Source organism: Quadrisphaera setariae (genome assembly GCF_008041935.1).
Lineage (GTDB): Bacteria > Actinomycetota > Actinomycetes > Actinomycetales > Quadrisphaeraceae > Quadrisphaera > Quadrisphaera setariae.
Map to the genome: position 1 here is coordinate 21,603 of NZ_VKAC01000004.1, position 17,101 is coordinate 38,703.

Genomic DNA, 17,101 nt, shown 5'->3' on the forward strand with positions numbered 1-17,101 from the left:
ACGCTAGCGCCGTGCGCGGTGGTGGGCAGGGGCGGCAGCCGGAGGACCCGTCGAGCGTCGACGAGCGCCTGGGGGTGCTTCCGGGCTTCCCCGGCTCGGCCGACCTCGGCGGGCTGCCCCTCGCAGGCGGTGGGAGCACGGCGCTGCGGCGCGTCATCAGGTCCGCCGTGCCGATCGCCCTGCCGATCGCCCTGCCGATCGCCCTGCCGATCGCCGTGGCGGACGCCTCGCCCGACGCGGTGGCCGGCGAGCTGCCGGACGAGCTGCGGCGGTCCGCGGAGCGCTTCGGGGTGAGGGCCGTCGTCGACCTGCGCTCTGACGCGGAGGCGCGCCTGCTGCCCCATCCTCTCGCTGACCTGCCCGGGTACCGGTTGCTCCCGCTGATCGACGTGGCCGCAGAGCCCCAGCGCGACGTGACCTCCGAGGCCACGTTCGGCGACCTGTACGCCCGCAGCCTGGGGCGCAACCGCAGGACGCTGGTCGAGGTCTTCCGCGCGCTCGCGGCCCACGCGCGGGCCGCAGCTGCCGGGCCTGGCGCTGGCGCTGTGCTCGTGTGCTGCGCCGCGGGTCGCGACCGGACGGGCATGGTGGCCGCGCTGCTGCTCGACCTCGCGGGTGCCGAGCGGGGGGCCGTCGTCGACGACTACCACCGCGCCGGCAGCGGCTCGCCCGTCGTCGACCCCCCGACGGCTCCCACGCCGCACCGGAGAGGGGGGCCCGACGTCGAGGCGATGCTCGACCACGTGCACGCCCGCTGGGGCGGCCCGGCGGACTACCTGCGCTGGCTCGGCCTGGACGACGAGGAGGTCGTGACCCTCCGGTCTCTGCTGCGTCCAGAGGGCGCGGCGTGAGCGAGAGCCTGTCATCGCGCGGCGCGCTGCACCACGTCGAGCTGTGGGTGCCCGACCTGGCGCGGGCGCTGCCGCGGTGGTCCTGGCTGCTCGGTGAGCTCGGCTACGAGCTCTTCCAGGCGTGGGAGGGAGGCGCGAGCTTCCGGCTGGGCGCGACCTACCTGGTGCTGGAGCAGTCCCCGGCGGTGACCGCTGACCGCCACGAGCGTCTGCGCCCGGGGTTGAACCACCTCGCGTTCCACGCCGGCACGCGCGAGCAGCTCGACGCGGTGGTGGCTGCCTGCGCCGACCACGGGTGGAGGCTGCTGTTCGCCGACCGGCACCCCTTCGCCGGGGGTCCCGAACACTGCGCGGCCTACCTCGAGGACGACGACGGCTACGAGGTCGAGCTGGTCGCTGAACCGCCCCTCGGGCCGGTCTCCGGGTCGGGCGCCGGAGCCTGACCGGGGCGGTGCGCCCGCCAGAAGGTGTCGACCCCCGCGGCCGCGCGCGCCCGGATGCGCTCGGCCGGAGGCGGCGGCTCGCCCAGCATGCCGCGGTCGAGGTCGGCGCCCATCACGAGGAAGGCGAACTGCTCGGCTGCCAGCTCCGGGCTGGCCACCGCCAGCCGACCCCGCTCGGTGAGCGCGGCGAACGTGCTGGCCAGGGCGACGAGCACGGCCTCAGGCGCACGACGCCGGTAGTCCGCGAGCAGGTCGGGGAACCGCTCGCCCTCGCGCGCCAGCAGCCGGCGCAGCGGCACCACCGGACCGGCGAGCACCGTCAGCGCCAGCTCCTCCGCGACCCGCCCCAGCCCCGCGCGGAGGTCGCGGGCCCCAGCCAGCTCGTGGACGTGTGCGAGCAGCTCACCGGTGAAGCGCTCGGCGGTGTCGATCGAGCGCTCCAGCGCGGCGCGGAACAGCGAGGCCTTGTCGGCGTAGAGGTTGAAGACCGTCCGCTTGGCCAGGCCCGCCTCCGCCGCGACCTGCTCGACGGTGGACGCGTCGTAGCCGTGCGCGAGGAAGCACGCGGTCGCGGCCGTCAGCACGCGCTGGCGCGAACGCGCAGCGCGCGGATCCTCGCCGCGCGCCTCGTCGTCGTCGTGAGTCTCGGCGGACGCCACGATCGCTCCCTCCGGGTGAGGTCCTGGGACGAGGGTCCCGTCGGGGCTACCGTACGACCAGCGGTGTTGCACCGATCGGTGCAACAGGAGGGGGTGGGGGTCGTGGCGAAGGACGAGCTCGACACGTCGGCGGCGGTGACCCGCAGCCTGCTGGGCTGGGGTGTGGTCGCGGGGCCGTTCTACGTGGTGGTCGGCCTGGTGCTGGCGCTGACCAGGCCCGGGTTCGAGCTGTCGCACCACGCGCTGTCGCTGCTGGTGCTCGGTGAGCACGGATGGCTCCAGCGCACCAACCTCGTGCTGACCGGGCTCATGGTGCTGGCCGCGGCGGCAGGCGCGGCGCGCGCTCTGCGCGACGGCCGCGGGCTGGCCATCGCGACGGCGACGGCGGTCTACGGCCTGGCGCTGCTCGCGAGCGCCGCCGCCCTGCCCGACCCGGCGGCGGGGTTCCCGCCCGGCTCGGCGACCGCGTCGACGTCGGCGATCAGCACGCACGGACTGCTGCACATCGTCTTCGGGGCTCTCGGGTTCCTCGCGCTCGCGCTGGGAGCGTTCGCGGAAGGGCGCTGGCGCGCATCGCTGGGGGAGCGCGGAGCCGCTGGGCGCGCGCGGATGCTGGGGGCCGTGGTGCTGGTCGGGTTCCTCGCCGGGGCGGCTCTGGCGCAGCAGGCGGTCGGGACGCTGCTGCTGTGGGTGGCCGTGCTCGCCGGCTTCACGTGGCTGGCGCTGGCGAGCGCGCGGCTGTACGCGCAGGTGCCGCACCCGCTGTACGCCCGGCGCTCCGCCGCTGCCGCCGGCTGAGGCCGCTGGCCGAGTTCGCTGACCGCGGCGGGCGGCGGGTGAACGTCACCTGATCTTGGCGATCGATCGGCTCGTCACGCCCCCAGGGCCGGCCGATCGCCAAGATCTGCACCATCCGGGCGGAGCACAGCGCGGCGGGTGGCTGGCGCCGGCGGGTCAGGCGTCCCAGCGGACGGGCGTCGTGGTGCCGCTGACCCAGTCGGCGCGCATGAGGCCGTGACCGATGCCGTCGAACAGACGGCCGCCCTCGCCGGGCCAGGCGGACCGGTAGTGCGACTCCTTGACGAAGCCGCACCGCTGCAGCACCGCGCGCATGACCGCGTTGTCGATGCGGGTGTTCGCCTCGATGCGCTGCAGCTGGGGGTCGCGGTCGGACAGGTGCTGGCTGAGCCAGCGCACTGCCGCTGTGCCGAGCCCCCGCCTGCGGTGGGACTCGTCGATGCGGAGGTCGAACAGCGGTGTGCCGTCGTCGACGTCGTCGAACCGGACCAGGCCCGCGCGCTCGCCGTCGGCCAGGAGCCAGTGGGCGTGGGTGTGGGGTCCGACCCAGGAGCCGTCGGCTGCACTGGCGAGCGCCTGCTCGCGCGTCCAGCGCTCGCGGACGTGGAACGGCCAGGCCTGCCGGGTGAGGAAGTCGGCGAGGTGCTCGGCGTCAGCGGACAGGTCGAGCGGAGCGGTGGAGAGCGTCATGCGCGTCGCTCGTCTCCAGGCTGGGCCGACCGCCCCGCGGTGAGTGACGCGCTGCGGGCCGTGACCGGGACCGCCGGCGCGGCTGCAGCCGGCGGCTCAGGACGAGGCGGGCGCGAGGCGCCGACGAGCGCCCCTGGATCGTCAGGGCCGCTGCTCTCCGCCTTCTGCACGCCGCGTCCCACCGGTCGAGCATCGTCAGCATCGCGGTCCGGCGTCCACCCGTTTCTGCCCGGCCAGCGGTCAGGCTGGCGTGAGGTTCCGCCGGGGGAGGGGGCTCGAGTAGACGACGCTCGTGGTGATGCCGCCGAGCGTCGCCAGCTTGCCGGTGATGCGCTCCAGGTCGCGCATGCTGCGCGCGAGCACCTTGAGGATGAAGCAGTCATCGCCGGTGACGTGGTGCGCCTCCACCACCTCGGGCAGCACGGCGAGCAGGTCGTGGAACGGCTTGTAGTTGCCGCTCGGGTACGCCAGCCGCACGAACGCCTGCACGGCGTAGCCGAGCGCCTCCGGGGCGACCACCGCTGTGTACCCGGTGATGACGCCGAGGTCGGTCAGCCGCCGCAGCCTGTCCGCGGTCGCGCTGGGGGAGAGGTTCACCGCGCGGGCGAGGTCGGCGACGCTCATCCGCCCGTCCCGCTGGAGGGCCTCCACGACACCCCTGTCGACGGTGTCCAGCACGATCTGCGGGTTCGACGGCACGAGCGGCAGGATGCCAGCCGATCCACGGCTGATCCGCCCCGTCGCCGTGGAACGCCCCTGTCCAGCGCAGCGCCGCGCCGGTTCCATGGACGTCATGAACGGTCTCACCACCTCAGCCACCGCAGCGATCTCCGCCGTCGGCTTCTTCGCCACCCGCCTCGCCCACCAGACCGACCCGGCCGACCTGGCGCACGCGCGCGCCACGGGCGCAGCGCCGCTCGTCCTCGACGTCCGCTCCGCCGCCGGGTGGGCGCAGGGCCGCATCCCCGGCGCCGTGCACATCCCCCTCGCCGAGCTCACCGAGCGCATCGGCGAGCACGCCCCCGACCTCGACGCCGACGTCGTCGTCTACTGCTGGGGACCCGGCTGCAACGGCAGCACCCGCGCCGGCCTCGCCCTGGCGCTCGCGGGCTACGGCTGCGTGAAGGAGCTCGTCGGGGGCTACGAGTACTGGGTCCGCGAGGGCTTCGCCGTCGTCAGCGACGCCGGTCGCAGCCGCCAGGTGCCCGACCCGCTCACCGCGCCCGCCGGGTGATCGGCAGGATGGGCGGGTGGTGCGCGAGCTGACCTACGAGCACGTCGGTGCCACCCGCCCTGCCGACGCCGACTGGCCGCCCGCCGCGGTCCCGGCCGGCTACCGCCGCCACGAGTCCACCGTGCTCATCGGTCAGGACGACGACGGCGAGGACGCCGTCTGGCGCGCAGCTTCCGCCGCCGTGCTCGCCTGGGGCGTCAAGACGCGCAGCGGCTTCACCGTCCACCCGCCCTCAGGCCCGGGCGGTGTCCGCGATGGCGAGGAGCTGTGGCTGCACGCCGCGCTGGGAGCTCGCGCCGCCACGGTCACCGTGCGCGAGCCGGTGCGCGTGGTCGCCGTCGTCGACACCGACGACCGCCGCGGCTTCGCCTACGGCACGCTGCGCGGCCATCCCGTCAGCGGTGAGGAGGCGTTCGTCGTCCACCGAGACCCCGAGGGCCGGGTGCACCTGACCCTGCGCTCCCTGACCCGCCCGGCGCCGGGCGGTCCGTGGCGCCTCGTGTTCCCTGCGCTGCTGGTCGCCCAGCGCGTCTACCGCCGGCGCTACCAGCAGGCCCTGGTCAGCCTGCGCTGAGGCACCCGTCGCGCAGCACCGGCACGCGGTCGCTGGTGTCGGGCTCGGCGGCCACGAGCACGTCGCCCCGGTGCCCGGCGGCCACCAGCTCGGCGCCGCTGGAGCACTCGAGGAGGGCGCTCCCGACGTCGTCCTGAGTCGCTGAGGAGGCAGCGCGTGCGGCGCGGGCCTCCTGCGACAGCCCGGTCCACCCCAGCGCCACCAGCCGGTCGACCACGGCGCCAGCGCCCCACACGTCCTCGACCGCCGGCCGCAGGCTCCCGTCGGGCCAGCGCTCCCCGGCGGCGACCACCGCCACGCTCGCGCTGTCGACTCCGCCCGCCAGGTCGGTCAGCCAGCGCGCCACCGCTGCGGCGTTCCGCAGGCACGCCGCCACCACCACCGGTGCTCGACCGGCCAGCTCCGCGCACAGGCGCGAGCCGTTCGGGGAGGGCAGCACCAGCCGCTGCGGCGATGCAGCGCGCAGCGACACCGGCGACAGGCTCACCCCTCCCGCAGCCCGCGCGCGAGAGCGCCCGACGGCGAGCACCGCGTCGTGCTGGAGCGCCAGCGCGGTGGCGCGCTCGTCGTCGTCCCACGGGCAGGGCCACACCCGGCCGCCGCCGTCCAGCACCACGCTGACCGCCGTCGTGAAGGACAGGACGTCGACGACGACGACCGCGGCGACGTCCTCGGCGATGGCCAGCGCCCCGGTCACCCCCTGCTCGAACCGGATCCTGGCGCTGCCCTGGCGATGGGCTGCCGGCACCGTCAGGCGAGCGCCGCCCTGGCAGCGGCTGCCTGGCCGACGCCCGGCCCGTGGACGAGGGCCTCGGCGAGCGTCGCGTGCAGGGAGACGACGCGGTTGACGCCGGTGATGGTCAGCAGCCGGACGGCCTGCTCGCTCGCGCCGACCAGGGCGAGGCGCCCGCCCAGCGCCAGCGTCCGGCGCAGGGTGTTGAGCAGCGCGCCGAGCCCAGCGGAGTCGATGAACTCCACCGAGGCGAGGTCGACCACCACGTCCGAGGCGCCGCCGGTGCCGTCGGCGGGCAGCGCGAGGTCGGTGGCCGAGCGCAGGCGGTGGATCGAGGCGATGTCGAGGTCGCCGACCAGCGTCATGACGCGCAGCGGCAGCGCCGATCCGGCACGGGAGTGGTCTTCCACGGCGACGCGCAGGCCACCGGTCCGCAGGGGGCGGTTACCGGACGCGCCGGCAGCTGAGCAGCTCATGGACGACCCATCGAGGAGGGCGCGTCGAAGACCGCGGGCGCGCGAGACCGAGGTGCGGGAAGCTCCGGAGCCGTCCGCCTGGGGCGGACGGTGCTGGAGATCACCCAACGTAGCCCTGTGGCTGCGGAGGATCAAGGCTGCGGAGGACGCACAGGGCAGACAGGACGCACCGCACCTAGCCTCGACGCATGGACCTGGGACTGAGCGGACGCGTGGTGCTCGTGGTCGGGGGCACCGGGCTCGTCGGGAGCGCCGTGGTGCAGCGGCTGCGCGAGGAGGGGGCGACCGCCGTGGTCGCCTCCCGCTCGACGACCCCTGACGAGCACGGAACGAGCCTGCGGCTCGACGCCCGCGACGACGCCTCCGCGGCCGCCGCCGTCGACGCGGTGCTCGCCCACCACGGACGCCTCGACGGCCTCGTGGTGGCCGCGGCGCCCAGCGCGCGCACGCTCGACGCCTCCCGCAACGACGACCCGGCCCAGGTGCTGGAGGCGTTCGACGCGAAGGCCGTCGTCTTCCTGCGGCTCGTCAACGCCGTCCTGCCGGCGATGGAGGGGGCCGGCTACGGGCGGGTGGTCGGCATCAGCGGCCAGAACGCCTTCCTCACCGGTAACACCACCGGCGCGGTGCGCAACGCGGCGCTGGTCGTGATCGCCAAGAACCTCGCTGACGCAGTGGCCGGCAGCGGAGTCACGGTCAACACGGTGAGCCCCGGAACCGTCACCCCGACGCCGGCCGCGGAGGTGCAGCCGGGACGGGGCGGGGAGTCGAGCCCCGACGAGATCGCCGACCTGGTGACGTTCCTGCTGTCGCCGAGGGCGCGAGCGATCTCGGGGGAGTCGATCGCCACCGGGCACCGCGTTCGCGGCGTCGTCTCCTGCTGACCCGCACCGTCAGGACGACGACGGGCGTCACGGCGGCAGGGCCGGTCCTCGCCGCGGCGGAGTCGAGGGTCACGACGGATCCGGTCCTGGCCCTCGACTCCGCCAGCGTGGAGAGCGGAGGTGGCACCGCCGAACTGCCAGCGGTCGGCCTGTTGACGCATCTGCCGTGAGCCGTCAGGCTTGGCCCCGCACCACCTGAACCACCAGCTCCACGTGTTCCACAGGTCATGAGCGTCAGCGACAAGCCCTGGCTAGCTGACCGGCAACCCTCGCTCTGCGGCGGGGTGCCCCAGGTGACGACCCGACCGGACCCGCACCACGCGGTCTCCGGTAAGCGCGAGGCCCCTCCTCGGGGCAGAAGACGAGGTGTCGCGATGTCCTCCCTGCACCTGGCGCTCGCCCTCGGCGGCGACCGCCCCAGCTCCCCGGCCACCTGGGCGCACCTCGTGCGCGAGGCGGAGGTCGGCCTGCTCGACCTCGTCACCCTCGACGTGCCCCCGAGCACCGTGACCGCTGCAGACGCCGCGGCGCAGGACGCCGACGGCCTCGACGCCGTCCGCGCGGCCACCCGCCTGGCCGCTACGACGCGGTCCATCGGCCTCGTGCCCACCGTGAACGTCGGGCGCACCGACCCCGGTCAGATCGCCCGCGCCCTCGACGCCCTCGACCGCGCCAGCGGCGGCCGCGCCGGGGTGCACCTGCAGGTGCCCGTGCCCGCCGACGAGCAGGGCTGGGTCACCGCCGTCCGCCGCCGCTCCGCGGCCACCCACCCGGGCGCCGGGCCGCTGGTCGCGCTGCCCGGCCGGCCCGGCCGTGGCAGGCACACGCTCCCCGGCCGTGCTGACCTGGCCTTCGTCACCCCGCGTGACGTCGCCGCCGCCCAGCGCCTCGCCGCGGCAGCGCGCAGCGCCGAGCAGGCGCCGCGGCACCTGCTCGCCGACGTCGTCGTCGTCCTCGACCACCACGAGGAGCACGCGCTCGAGCGCGCAGCGCACGCCGCCCACCAGGCCGCCCCGAGCACCGCACCCGACGGCGCGCAGGTGTTCGCCGGGACCCCCGCGCAGCTGGCCGACCTGGCCCTCGACCTCCACGGCGCCGGGCTGGCCGGCCTGCGGCTGCACCCCGCCGACCCCGCCCGCGACCTGCGGGGCATCACGCGCGGCCTGGTGCCCGAGCTGCAGCGCCGCGGCGCCTTCCGCCGGGCCTACCGCGGCACCGACCTGCGCGAGCGCCTCTCAGACCAGCGCCCGGCCGACCAGGACCTCGCCGCGCAGCACCGCACCGCCGCCTGAGCGGCCGTCGAGCCATCTGTCCACTGCTGGAACACCCGACAGAGAACGAGGAGACCGCACCATGCCGCTGCACCCGAAGGGTTCCGTCCTGACCTTCGAGCTCCACGGTGAGGGGGAGGGCGTCCTGCAGGAGGTCGCCATCACCGGCGGGCCGCACGTGGTCCGCGCCGAGGGCCACCCCGCGTTCGGGGGCACCGACAGCGCCCCCAGCCCGCTCGACCTCGTGCTCGCCGGCTACGTCTCCTGCAACCAGGTGACCTCGAAGATCGTGGCGCTGGGCCAGGGCGTCGAGCTGGGCGAGTTCCACGGCCGGGTCGACGCCGAGCTCGACAACTCCGTGCTCGTCTTCGGCGCCGAGGGCAACCCCTCCTTCTCGAAGGTGACGCTCACCGTGGAGCTGGAGACCGACCTCGACGACGCCGCCTTCGAGGCCTTCGTCGCCGAGGTCAGCCGCCGCTGCCCGGTGACGCAGCTGCTGCAGCGCGCCGGCACCGAGGTGGTCAACCGCTGGACGAACAAGGTCCGCGTCGCCGCCTGACCTGCGACGTCCCACGTCCGAGCGGGCCGGGGGAGCCCCTGGCACCCCCGGCCCGCCCGCGTGGCAGGGTCCACGTCAGCTCCACAGCTCCACCAGATGCACGGACCCACAGGTCATGAGCGTCAGCGACAAGCCCTGGCTCGCTGACCGGCAACCCCCACTCGCGGCGGGGTGCCCCAGGGGAAGACCCGGCAGGGCTCGACCGAGCCCCTGTCAGCGCGACAGCCCCTCCCCGGGGCAGGACACGGACGGACACGACCATGACGACGACGAGCGCCCTGCTGACGCGCCGCCGCCACGTCGACCTCCTGCGCACCGCCGCGCAGCGCTGTCGCCTCGTACGCCGCTCCGCCTGAGCCCACCGCCCTCCCGCCGGGCTCGGCGGCCCGCTGGCGCCCGGCGATCCGCCGACGCGCCCGCCACTCCTGGATCCACGCCCTGACGCACCCCTGCGCCGACTGCAGCGGGCGTGCGCCACCCCCTGCCCTGAAGGACCCCCGTGAGCGACAGCCCGACCGCCGTGCGCCCCGCGCCGGCACCCCCGAGACCCCCGGACGACGAGCGCGTCGTCCCGCTGCGCCACCCCTGGCGCTGGGTGGCCACCGCCCTCGTGCTGGTGCTGCTCGCGCAGGTGGTGCACGGGCTGGTGACCAACCCCTTCTACCAGTGGGACCGGTTCGGCTACTGGTTCTCGCGGCCCGTCATCCTCGAGGGGCTGCTCATCACCTTGCAGGTCACGGCGTACTCGGCCGTGCTCGGCCTGGCCGGAGGCGTGCTGCTGGCGCTCATGCGCCTGTCGGGCAGCCCCGTGCTGCAGGTGGTCAGCTGGACGTTCACCTGGGTGTTCAGGTCCGTGCCGCTGATCGTCGTCCTGATCTTCCTCTACAACGTCAGCGCGCTGTACCCCGAGCTCGGCCTCGGCGTCCCCTTCGGGCCGCAGCTCGTCACGTTCGGCACCGCCGACCTCGGCGACGAGATGCTCATCGCGGTGGTCGCCCTCAGCCTCAACGAGGCGGCGTTCGCCTCCGAGGTGGTCCGCGGCGGGCTGCTGTCGGTGGACGCCGGGCAGCGCGAGGCCGCCGCGGCGCTGGGCCTGCCGCGCGCGTACCGGTTCTGGCGGATCGTCATGCCGCAGGCGCTGCGCTCGATCGTGCCGAACTACGTCAACCAGCTCATCGGCATCATCAAGGGCAGCTCGCTGGTGTTCTACGTCTCCCTGCTCGACCTGTTCGGCACCGTGCAGACGATGGGCGCCACCTACCCCGGCGACGTCATCCCGCTGCTGCTCGTGGCCACCACCTGGTACGTCGTGCTGACCAGCGTCGTCTCCGCCGCCCAGTTCCACGTCGAGCGGGCCTTCGCCCGCGGCGCCGACAGGACCCCGCCGCCCACGCCGTGGCAGCGCGTCCGGGCCGGGGCCGGTGACCTGGTCGCGAAGGTCCGCGCGGCGTCGTCCCCGGCCGCCCCGGTCAGCCCCCGGCCCGGCGGCCCCGCCGGCGGGAGCGTCCGGTGAGCGCCGCGGTGGAGGTGGTGCGGGCGAGCAAGTCGTTCGGGGACCGCCGCGTGCTCGACGACGTGTCCCTGTCCGTGCCCGCCGGGCGCGTCGTGGCGATCATCGGGCCGTCCGGCTCGGGCAAGTCGACGCTGCTGCGCGCCGTCAACCACCTCGAGGAGCTCGACGGCGGGCACGTCGAGGTGGGCGGGGAGCTGGTGGGTGTTCGCCGGCACCGCGGCGTGCTGAGGGAGGTCGCCGAGCCGGTGGTCCTGCGGCAGCGCCGCCGGATCGGGTTCGTCTTCCAGTCCTTCAACCTCTTCGGCCACCTCACCGCGCTGGAGAACGTGGCGGCCGCTCCCGCCGCCACCGGACTGCTCAGCCGGGCCGAGGCCAGGCAGCGGGCGGCCGCGCTGCTGGCGCGCGTGGGCCTGGCCGCCCACACCGGCGCCTACCCGCGCCAGCTGTCCGGCGGGCAGGCGCAGCGCGTGGCCATCGCCAGGGCGCTGGCGATGGACCCCGAGGTCATCCTCTTCGACGAGCCCACCTCCGCCCTCGACCCGGAGCTCGTGGGCGAGGTGCTCGAGGTGATCCGCGACCTCGCGGCCAGCGGCACCACCCTCGTCATCGTCACCCACGAGATCGCGTTCGCCCGCGAGGTGGCCGACACCGTCGTCTTCCTCGACGCCGGCCGCGTCGTGGAGAGCGGACCGCCCTCGGCGGTGCTCGACGCCCCGCAGCACCCCCGCACCCGCGACTTCCTCCGCCGCGTCCGCTGACCGTCCGCCGACGCACCCCCGCCCCAGACCCCCTCAGCACCACCCAGGAGCCCGTCATGTCCCGACCGCACGCCCCCACCGCCCTGTTCGCCACCGCCGTCAGCGCCGTCCTCGCGCTGTCGCTGTCCGCCTGCGGCGGCTCGTCCGCCGACGCCGCCGGCAGCCCGTCGGCCGCGCCCGGCACCGTCACCGTCGGCGCCCTGTCCAACGGCGCGGCCACCGAGACCACCCTCGACGTGCCGGTCGTGCAGGAGATCCGCGACGAGCTCCCGGCCGAGGTCAAGGAGTCGGGCGAGCTCGTCATCGGCGTCGGTGCGCTGCCGTCGGGCTTCCCGCCGCTGGCCTACGTCGGCGACGACCAGAAGACCCTCACCGGCTCCGAGCCCGACATCGGCCGCCTGGTCGCCGCGACCCTCGGCCTGGAGCCCGTGCTGGAGAGCTCCACCTGGGAGAACCTCTTCGTGGGCATCGACTCCGGCAGGACCGACGTCGGGTTCAGCAACATCACCGACACCGAGGAGCGCCAGCAGAAGTACGACTTCGCCTGCTACCGCAAGGACGAGCTGGCGCTCGAGGCCCCCGAGGACGCCTCCTGGACGTTCACCGGCGACCCGTCGGTGCTCGCGGGGAAGACCATCGCGGTGGCTTCGGGCACCAACCAGGAGCGCATCCTCCTGGAGTGGCAGCGCCAGCTGCAGGCCGCGGGCCAGACCCTGGACGTGCAGCGCTTCGCCGACACCACCTCCACGTACACCGCGCTGAGCTCGGGCCGCATCGACGCGAACTTCGGTCCCAACCCGACGGCCGCCTACCACGTCACGCAGACGAAGGGCACGCCGCAGGCCACCAAGATCGTCGGGACGTCGTCCGGAGCGGGCGCCTCCCTGCAGGGCCTCATCTGCGCCACCTCCAAGAAGGACAGCGGCCTGGCCGAGCCGGTCGCCGACGCCCTGAACCACCTCATCTCCTCCGGTCAGTACGCCAAGACCCTGGAGGCCTGGAACCTCTCGAACGAGGCCGTGCCGACGTCGGAGATCAACCCTCCCGGCCTGCCGCTCACCGACCAGTGACGGAGGCTGTACCAGTGACGTCCTCTGCTCGCAGGGAGCACCTGCACCTCGCCGTCGCGCTGGACGGCGCGGGGTGGCACCCCGCCGCCTGGCGCGAGCCCACCGCCCGCCCCACCGAGCTGTTCAGCGCGGCGTACTGGACCGACCTCGTCCGCGAGGCCGAGGCCGGCCTGCTCGACCTCGTCACCGTCGAGGACGCGCTGCGCCTGCAGTCCGACGACCCCAGGTACACGGGCCGCCCCGACGAGCGCACCGACAGGGTCCGCGGCCGCCTCGACGCCGTGCTCCTCGCGGCGCGGCTCGCGCTGGTCACCGAGCACATCGGCCTCGTGCCGAGCGCCACGGCCACGCACACCGAGCCGTTCCACCTGTCCAAGGCCATCGCCACGCTCGACCACACCACCCGCGGGCGCGCCGGGGTGCGGGTGCAGGTCTCGCTGCGCCCCGACGAGGCCGCCCAGTTCGGGCGGCGTGCTGAGCTGGTGGCCCTCGCCGAGCTCGCGCCCGGCCGCACCCCGCCGCCCGCCCTCGTCGAGGACGTCTTCGACGAGGGCCGCGACTGGGTGGAGGTGCTCCGCCGCCTCTGGGACTCCTGGGAGGACGACGCCGAGATCCGCGACGCCGCCACCGGCAGGTTCGTCGACGCCGCCAAGCTCCACACCGTCGACTTCACCGGTCCGCGCTTCTCCGTGCGCGGCCCGTCCATCACGCAGCGCCCGCCGCAGGGCCAGCCGCTCGTGGCGGCGCTGTCGCACGTGCCCGTGGCGCACCGGTTCGTCGCGCGGTGCGCGGACCTGGGCTTCCTCACCCCCCACGACGACGACGAGGCGCGCCGGCTCGTCGCCGCCGTCCACGACGAGCGGGAGGTCCAGCCCCCCTGGCCGGACGGCGCGGGCGACCAGCCGCTGCGCCTGCTCGCCGACGTCGTCGTCGTCCTCGACCCCCGGCCCGGGGCCGCGGCGGAGCGGCTGGCCCGCCTCGACGAGACCGCCGGCACCCCGCTCTCCCGGAGCAGCGACGCCCTCGTCTTCGCCGGCACCCCCGGCGAGCTCGCCGACCTGGCCCTGGCGTGGCGCGACGCGGGGCTGGACGGGCTGCGGCTGCGGCCCGCCGCCCTCCCCGACGACCTGCACGCCATCACGCGCACCCTCGTGCCCGAGCTGCAGCGCCGAGGGGCCTTCCGCACCGCGTACGCCGAGCGCACGCTGAGGGAGCGCCTCGGCCTGGCGCGACCCGCCAACCGCTACGCCCTCACCGGCCACCACGACACCGCCACCACGGAGAGCAGCCGATGAGCCGCCACAGCACGCGCAAGCGCCAGGTGCACCTCGCGGCGCACTTCCCCGGCGTCAACAACACCACCGTGTGGTCCGACCCCGCCGCGGGCAGCCACATCGACCCGGACTCCTTCGTCCGCTTCGCGCAGACCGCCGAGCGCGGGAAGCTCGACTTCATGTTCCTCGCCGAGGGGCTGCGGCTGCGCGAGCACGCCGGGCGGATCTACGACCTCGACGTCGTCGGCCGGCCCGACACCTTCACCATCCTCGCGGCGCTCGCGGGCGTCACCACGCACCTCGGGCTGACCGGCACCATCAACTCGACGTTCAACGAGCCGTACGAGGTGGCCCGGCAGTTCGCCACCCTCGACCACCTCTCCGAGGGCCGGGCGGCGTGGAACGTCGTCACCAGCTGGGACGCGTTCACGGGCGAGAACTTCCGCCGCGGCGGCTTCCTGGGAGCCGGCCAGCGCTACGACCGCGCCCGGTCCTTCCTGGAGACGGCGCTGGAGCTGTTCGACTCCTGGCGCGGAGACGAGGTCGTGGCCGACCAGGCCACCGGCCAGTTCCTGCGGGCCCCCGGGCCCGGGGCGTTCTCCCACCGCGACGCCTTCTTCGACATCGCCGGCCACACCACCGTGCCCCGCAGCCCGCAGGGCCGGCCGGTCGTCTTCCAGGCCGGTGACTCCGAGGAGGGCCGCGAGTTCGCCGCCGAGCACGCCGACGCCATCTTCAGCCGCCACGCGACCCTGGAGGAGGGGCAGCCGTTCTACGCCGACGTCAAGGCCCGCCTCGCGAAGTTCGGTCGTCAGCGCGACGAGCTGCTCGTGCTGCCCGCCGCCACGTTCGTGCTCGGCGACACCGACGCCGAGGCCGAGGAGCTGGCCCGCGAGGTGCGCCGCGCGCAGGTCAGCGGCGCCACCGCCATCGTCTTCCTCGAGCAGGTGTGGAACCGCGACCTGTCGCACCTCGACCCCGACGGCCCCCTGCCCGACGTCGACCCCGTGGTCGGCGAGCAGGTGATGAGCCAGGGCCGCGCCAGCGTGCGGATGCACCGCGACCCGCTGGCCACCGCGAAGGCGTGGCGCGAGCGCGCCGAGGCGGAGGGCCTGTCGATCCGCGAGCTGATGATCGAGCAGACGGCGCGGCAGACCTTCGTCGGGTCGCCGACCACCGTCGCCGACCAGGTCGAGCACCTCGTGGAGGCGGAGGCCTCCGACGGGTTCATCCTCGTCCCGCACCTCACGCCAGGCGGCCTCGACCCCTTCGTCGACCAGGTGGTGCCGATCCTCCAGGAGCGCGGCGTGCACCGCACCGAGTACGAGGGCACCACCCTGCGCGACCACCTCGGCCTGCGGCCCCTGCCCGCCCCCGGCCTCCTCACGACGACGACGGGGGCACGCGCGTGAGCACGCCGCTGGCCGTCCTCGACCTGACGCCCGTCCCCTCGGGCAGCACGGCCCGGCAGGCGCTGGCGAACAGCGCCGACCTCGCCGAGTCCGCGGAGCGCTTCGGGTACGCCCGCTACTGGGTGGCCGAGCACCACCTCAACCCCGGCGTGGTGGGCGTCTCGCCCGCGGTCGTCCTGGCGCTGGTCGCGGGCCGGACGACCACCATCCGGCTCGGCGCAGCCGCCCTGCAGACGGGGCACCGCACGGTGCTGAGCGCCGTGGAGGACTTCGCGCTGCTCGACGCCGTCCACTCCGGGCGCATCGACCTCGGCATCGGGCGCCCCGGGGGGCCGCCGCGCGGACCCGACGGCTCGCTGCCGGCGCCCCCGCCGCCTCCCACGCGCGAGCAGGCCGAGGGGACCGTGGTCGACGGGCTGCGGGTGCCCGGGCCGTTCCCGCTGGGCCCGCTGCTCACGTCGCCGCGGTTCGCGGCGATCCCCGAGCTGGTCCCGGTGCCCGGGGCTGAGGCGCCGTCCTTCGCGCAGCAGGTCGACACCGTCCTCGGCCTCCTCGCCGGCACGTGGAAGTCCTCCACGGGCGTTCCCCTGCAGGTCCACCCCGGCACCGGTGCCGACCTGCAGCTGTGGCTGTTCGGCAGCACCGGCGGCACCACCGCCGCCGTGGCGGGGGAGCGCGGCCTGCGCTTCGGCGCCAACTACCACGTGGCCCCGCAGGGCGTCCTCGACGCCGCCCGCGCCTACCGGGCGGCCTTCCGCCCCTCCCAGGGCGCCAGCGGTCTGGCGCAGCCGCACCTGACGGTGTCCGCCGACGTCGTCGTCGCCGAGACCGACGAGGAGGCCGAGCACCTGGCCGCCGGCTACGGCCCGTGGGTGCGCTCCATCCGCACCGCCGCCGGGGCCATCCCCTACCCCAGCCCGTCCGAGGCCGCCGACCTGGCATCTCCGGACCACTGGACCGACGACGACGACGCCCTGGTCCGCGACCGGCTCGCGACGCGCTTCGTCGGGTCTGCGCGGACCGTGGCCGACGGCCTGGAGCGCCTGCGCAGCGCCACCGGCGCTGACGAGCTGCTCATCACCACCACCACCCACGACCACGCCGCCCGCGTCCGCTCCTACGAGCTGCTCGCCACCGAGTGGGGCGACCGGTGACCCAGCTCGCCCCAGACCCGCGCGGCGCGGACCTCCCCGTGCTCGACCAGCTCGACAGGTCCGTGTGGAACGCCCTCCACGGCCCGCACGCCGCGCTCGCGGTGCGGCGGGGCCGCGTGGTGACCTACCCCGACGACGTCGCCCGGTTCTCCTCCCTCCCGGAGCACCCGACGCCTGACGACTGGTCCGACGCCGCCGCGCTCGTGGGGACGCAGGGGATGCTCCTGCTCACCGGCGACGTCCCCGAGGCCCCCGCGGGCTGGACCGTGCTCATGGACCTGCCGGGCGTGCAGATGGTCGCCACCGACGCCGTGGCGTCGGCCCCTGACGCCGAGACCGTGCGGCTCGACCTGCACGACCCGGCCGACGTCGCCGACGCCCTCGCCCTGGTGGAGCACACCCAGCCCGGACCGTTCTTCGAACGGACGATGGCGATGGGCACCTACCTCGGCGTCCGCCGCGAGGGCCGGCTCGTGGCGATGGCGGGGGAGCGGCTGCACCCCGAAGGGGCGGTGGAGATCAGCGCCGTGTGCACCGACGCCGCGTGGCGGGGGCAGGGGCTGGGCACGCGCCTCGTGCACGCCGTGGCCCACGGCATCCGCGAGCGCGGGGAGGTGCCGTTCCTCCACGCCTCGGCGTCGAACACGGGCGCGATCCGCCTGTACGAGCAGCTGGGGTTCCGCCTGCGCCGGCCCACGCGCTTCGCGGCGCTGCGTCCGCCCGGCGGCACCGCCGAGCTCTCCTGACC

Annotated in this window: 20 protein-coding genes and 2 riboswitches; of the genes, 15 read left to right on the top strand and 5 right to left on the bottom strand. The window is 75.2% G+C overall.

Translation table 11 applies throughout. The annotated features are described in order from the left end of the window. The first annotated feature begins 11 nt into the window (after positions 1 to 11). Together FMM08_RS07315 and FMM08_RS07320 are read left to right on the top strand one after the other, a co-directional pair. Positions 12 to 851: a tyrosine-protein phosphatase gene (locus tag FMM08_RS07315; RefSeq protein ID WP_147925718.1), complete on the top strand. Its 840-nt coding sequence runs from the start codon at positions 12 to 14 to the stop codon at positions 849 to 851. Further along, positions 848 to 1,294, top strand: coding sequence for a VOC family protein (locus FMM08_RS07320; RefSeq protein WP_147925719.1), 447 nt, complete (start codon positions 848 to 850; stop codon positions 1,292 to 1,294). The genes FMM08_RS07315 and FMM08_RS07320 overlap by 4 nt, the downstream gene beginning before the upstream one ends. On the opposite strand, the gene FMM08_RS07325 is transcribed toward FMM08_RS07320, so the two are convergent. Continuing rightward, positions 1,228 to 1,953 carry a TetR/AcrR family transcriptional regulator gene (locus FMM08_RS07325; protein WP_187279614.1) on the bottom strand — a complete coding sequence of 242 codons (726 nt, stop codon included), beginning with the start codon at positions 1,951 to 1,953 and terminating at the stop codon, positions 1,228 to 1,230. The two genes, FMM08_RS07320 and FMM08_RS07325, sit on opposite strands and share 67 nt — an antisense overlap. 102 nt (positions 1,954 to 2,055) lie before the next feature. Between FMM08_RS07325 and FMM08_RS07330 the strand changes: the two genes are divergently transcribed. Next, positions 2,056 to 2,751, top strand: a complete 696-nt coding sequence (locus tag FMM08_RS07330; protein ID WP_222710519.1) for a DUF998 domain-containing protein — start codon at positions 2,056 to 2,058, stop codon at positions 2,749 to 2,751. A gap of 156 nt (positions 2,752 to 2,907) precedes the next feature. On the opposite strand, the gene FMM08_RS07335 is transcribed toward FMM08_RS07330, so the two are convergent. Both FMM08_RS07335 and FMM08_RS07340 read right to left on the bottom strand, forming a co-directional pair. Further along, on the bottom strand, positions 2,908 to 3,441 hold the full coding sequence (locus FMM08_RS07335) for a GNAT family N-acetyltransferase (protein WP_147925721.1): 534 nt from the start codon (positions 3,439 to 3,441) through the stop codon (positions 2,908 to 2,910). Positions 3,442 to 3,681: 240 nt separating this feature from the next. Next, positions 3,682 to 4,140: an Lrp/AsnC family transcriptional regulator gene (locus FMM08_RS07340; protein ID WP_147925722.1), complete on the bottom strand. Its 459-nt coding sequence runs from the start codon at positions 4,138 to 4,140 to the stop codon at positions 3,682 to 3,684. A 94-nt stretch (positions 4,141 to 4,234) separates the two neighbouring features. Between FMM08_RS07340 and FMM08_RS07345 the strand changes: the two genes are divergently transcribed. Both FMM08_RS07345 and FMM08_RS07350 read left to right on the top strand, forming a co-directional pair. After that, positions 4,235 to 4,675 (top strand): rhodanese-like domain-containing protein, encoded by a 441-nt coding sequence (locus FMM08_RS07345; protein ID WP_147925723.1) that lies wholly within the window; start codon positions 4,235 to 4,237, stop codon positions 4,673 to 4,675. A gap of 19 nt (positions 4,676 to 4,694) precedes the next feature. Continuing rightward, entirely contained in the window at positions 4,695 to 5,249 is a 555-nt protein-coding gene (locus FMM08_RS07350; RefSeq protein ID WP_369431687.1) for a DUF1990 domain-containing protein, read from the top strand. Here the strand turns inward: FMM08_RS07350 and FMM08_RS07355 are convergent. Beyond that, the gene (locus FMM08_RS07355; RefSeq protein WP_222710521.1) at positions 5,236 to 5,946 is read right to left on the bottom strand and encodes a 2-phosphosulfolactate phosphatase; all 711 of its coding nucleotides are present in this window, start codon (positions 5,944 to 5,946) and stop codon (positions 5,236 to 5,238) included. The two genes, FMM08_RS07350 and FMM08_RS07355, sit on opposite strands and share 14 nt — an antisense overlap. 53 nt (positions 5,947 to 5,999) lie before the next feature. Further along, positions 6,000 to 6,458: an STAS domain-containing protein gene (locus FMM08_RS07360; RefSeq protein WP_147925725.1), complete on the bottom strand. Its 459-nt coding sequence runs from the start codon at positions 6,456 to 6,458 to the stop codon at positions 6,000 to 6,002. A 188-nt stretch (positions 6,459 to 6,646) separates the two neighbouring features. Between FMM08_RS07360 and FMM08_RS07365 the strand changes: the two genes are divergently transcribed. The 10 genes from FMM08_RS07365 (at position 6,647) to FMM08_RS07410 (ending at position 17,099) form a co-directional block, all read left to right on the top strand. After that, complete coding sequence (locus FMM08_RS07365; RefSeq protein WP_147925726.1) at positions 6,647 to 7,342, top strand: SDR family NAD(P)-dependent oxidoreductase; 696 nt, start codon at positions 6,647 to 6,649, stop codon at positions 7,340 to 7,342. Positions 7,343 to 7,565: 223 nt separating this feature from the next. Continuing rightward, positions 7,566 to 7,685: riboswitch (SAM riboswitch) on the top strand. A 31-nt stretch (positions 7,686 to 7,716) separates the two neighbouring features. Beyond that, complete coding sequence (locus tag FMM08_RS07370) at positions 7,717 to 8,634, top strand: LLM class oxidoreductase (RefSeq protein WP_147925727.1); 918 nt, start codon at positions 7,717 to 7,719, stop codon at positions 8,632 to 8,634. Positions 8,635 to 8,695: 61 nt separating this feature from the next. Beyond that, entirely contained in the window at positions 8,696 to 9,172 is a 477-nt protein-coding gene (locus FMM08_RS07375; RefSeq protein ID WP_147925728.1) for an OsmC family protein, read from the top strand. A gap of 111 nt (positions 9,173 to 9,283) precedes the next feature. Beyond that, positions 9,284 to 9,397: riboswitch (SAM riboswitch) on the top strand. A 274-nt stretch (positions 9,398 to 9,671) separates the two neighbouring features. After that, positions 9,672 to 10,685, top strand: coding sequence for an amino acid ABC transporter permease (locus FMM08_RS07380; RefSeq protein WP_147925729.1), 1,014 nt, complete (start codon positions 9,672 to 9,674; stop codon positions 10,683 to 10,685). Then, a complete protein-coding gene (locus FMM08_RS07385) occupies positions 10,682 to 11,443 on the top strand; it encodes an amino acid ABC transporter ATP-binding protein (RefSeq protein WP_147925730.1) in 762 nt (253 codons plus the stop codon). Before FMM08_RS07380 ends, FMM08_RS07385 begins: the two co-directional genes overlap by 4 nt. Before the next feature lie 56 nt (positions 11,444 to 11,499). Next, positions 11,500 to 12,513, top strand: a complete 1,014-nt coding sequence (locus tag FMM08_RS07390; RefSeq protein WP_147925731.1) for an ABC transporter substrate-binding protein — start codon at positions 11,500 to 11,502, stop codon at positions 12,511 to 12,513. A 14-nt stretch (positions 12,514 to 12,527) separates the two neighbouring features. Further along, positions 12,528 to 13,808 carry an LLM class flavin-dependent oxidoreductase gene (locus FMM08_RS07395; RefSeq protein ID WP_222710522.1) on the top strand — a complete coding sequence of 427 codons (1,281 nt, stop codon included), beginning with the start codon at positions 12,528 to 12,530 and terminating at the stop codon, positions 13,806 to 13,808. Continuing rightward, positions 13,805 to 15,199 carry an NtaA/DmoA family FMN-dependent monooxygenase gene (locus FMM08_RS07400; protein ID WP_147925732.1) on the top strand — a complete coding sequence of 465 codons (1,395 nt, stop codon included), beginning with the start codon at positions 13,805 to 13,807 and terminating at the stop codon, positions 15,197 to 15,199. Before FMM08_RS07395 ends, FMM08_RS07400 begins: the two co-directional genes overlap by 4 nt. Beyond that, a complete protein-coding gene (locus FMM08_RS07405; RefSeq protein ID WP_147925733.1) occupies positions 15,196 to 16,353 on the top strand; it encodes an LLM class flavin-dependent oxidoreductase in 1,158 nt (385 codons plus the stop codon). Before FMM08_RS07400 ends, FMM08_RS07405 begins: the two co-directional genes overlap by 4 nt. Then, a complete protein-coding gene (locus FMM08_RS07410; RefSeq protein ID WP_255472147.1) occupies positions 16,350 to 17,099 on the top strand; it encodes a GNAT family N-acetyltransferase in 750 nt (249 codons plus the stop codon). The genes FMM08_RS07405 and FMM08_RS07410 overlap by 4 nt, the downstream gene beginning before the upstream one ends. Positions 17,100 to 17,101 lie beyond the last annotated feature (2 nt).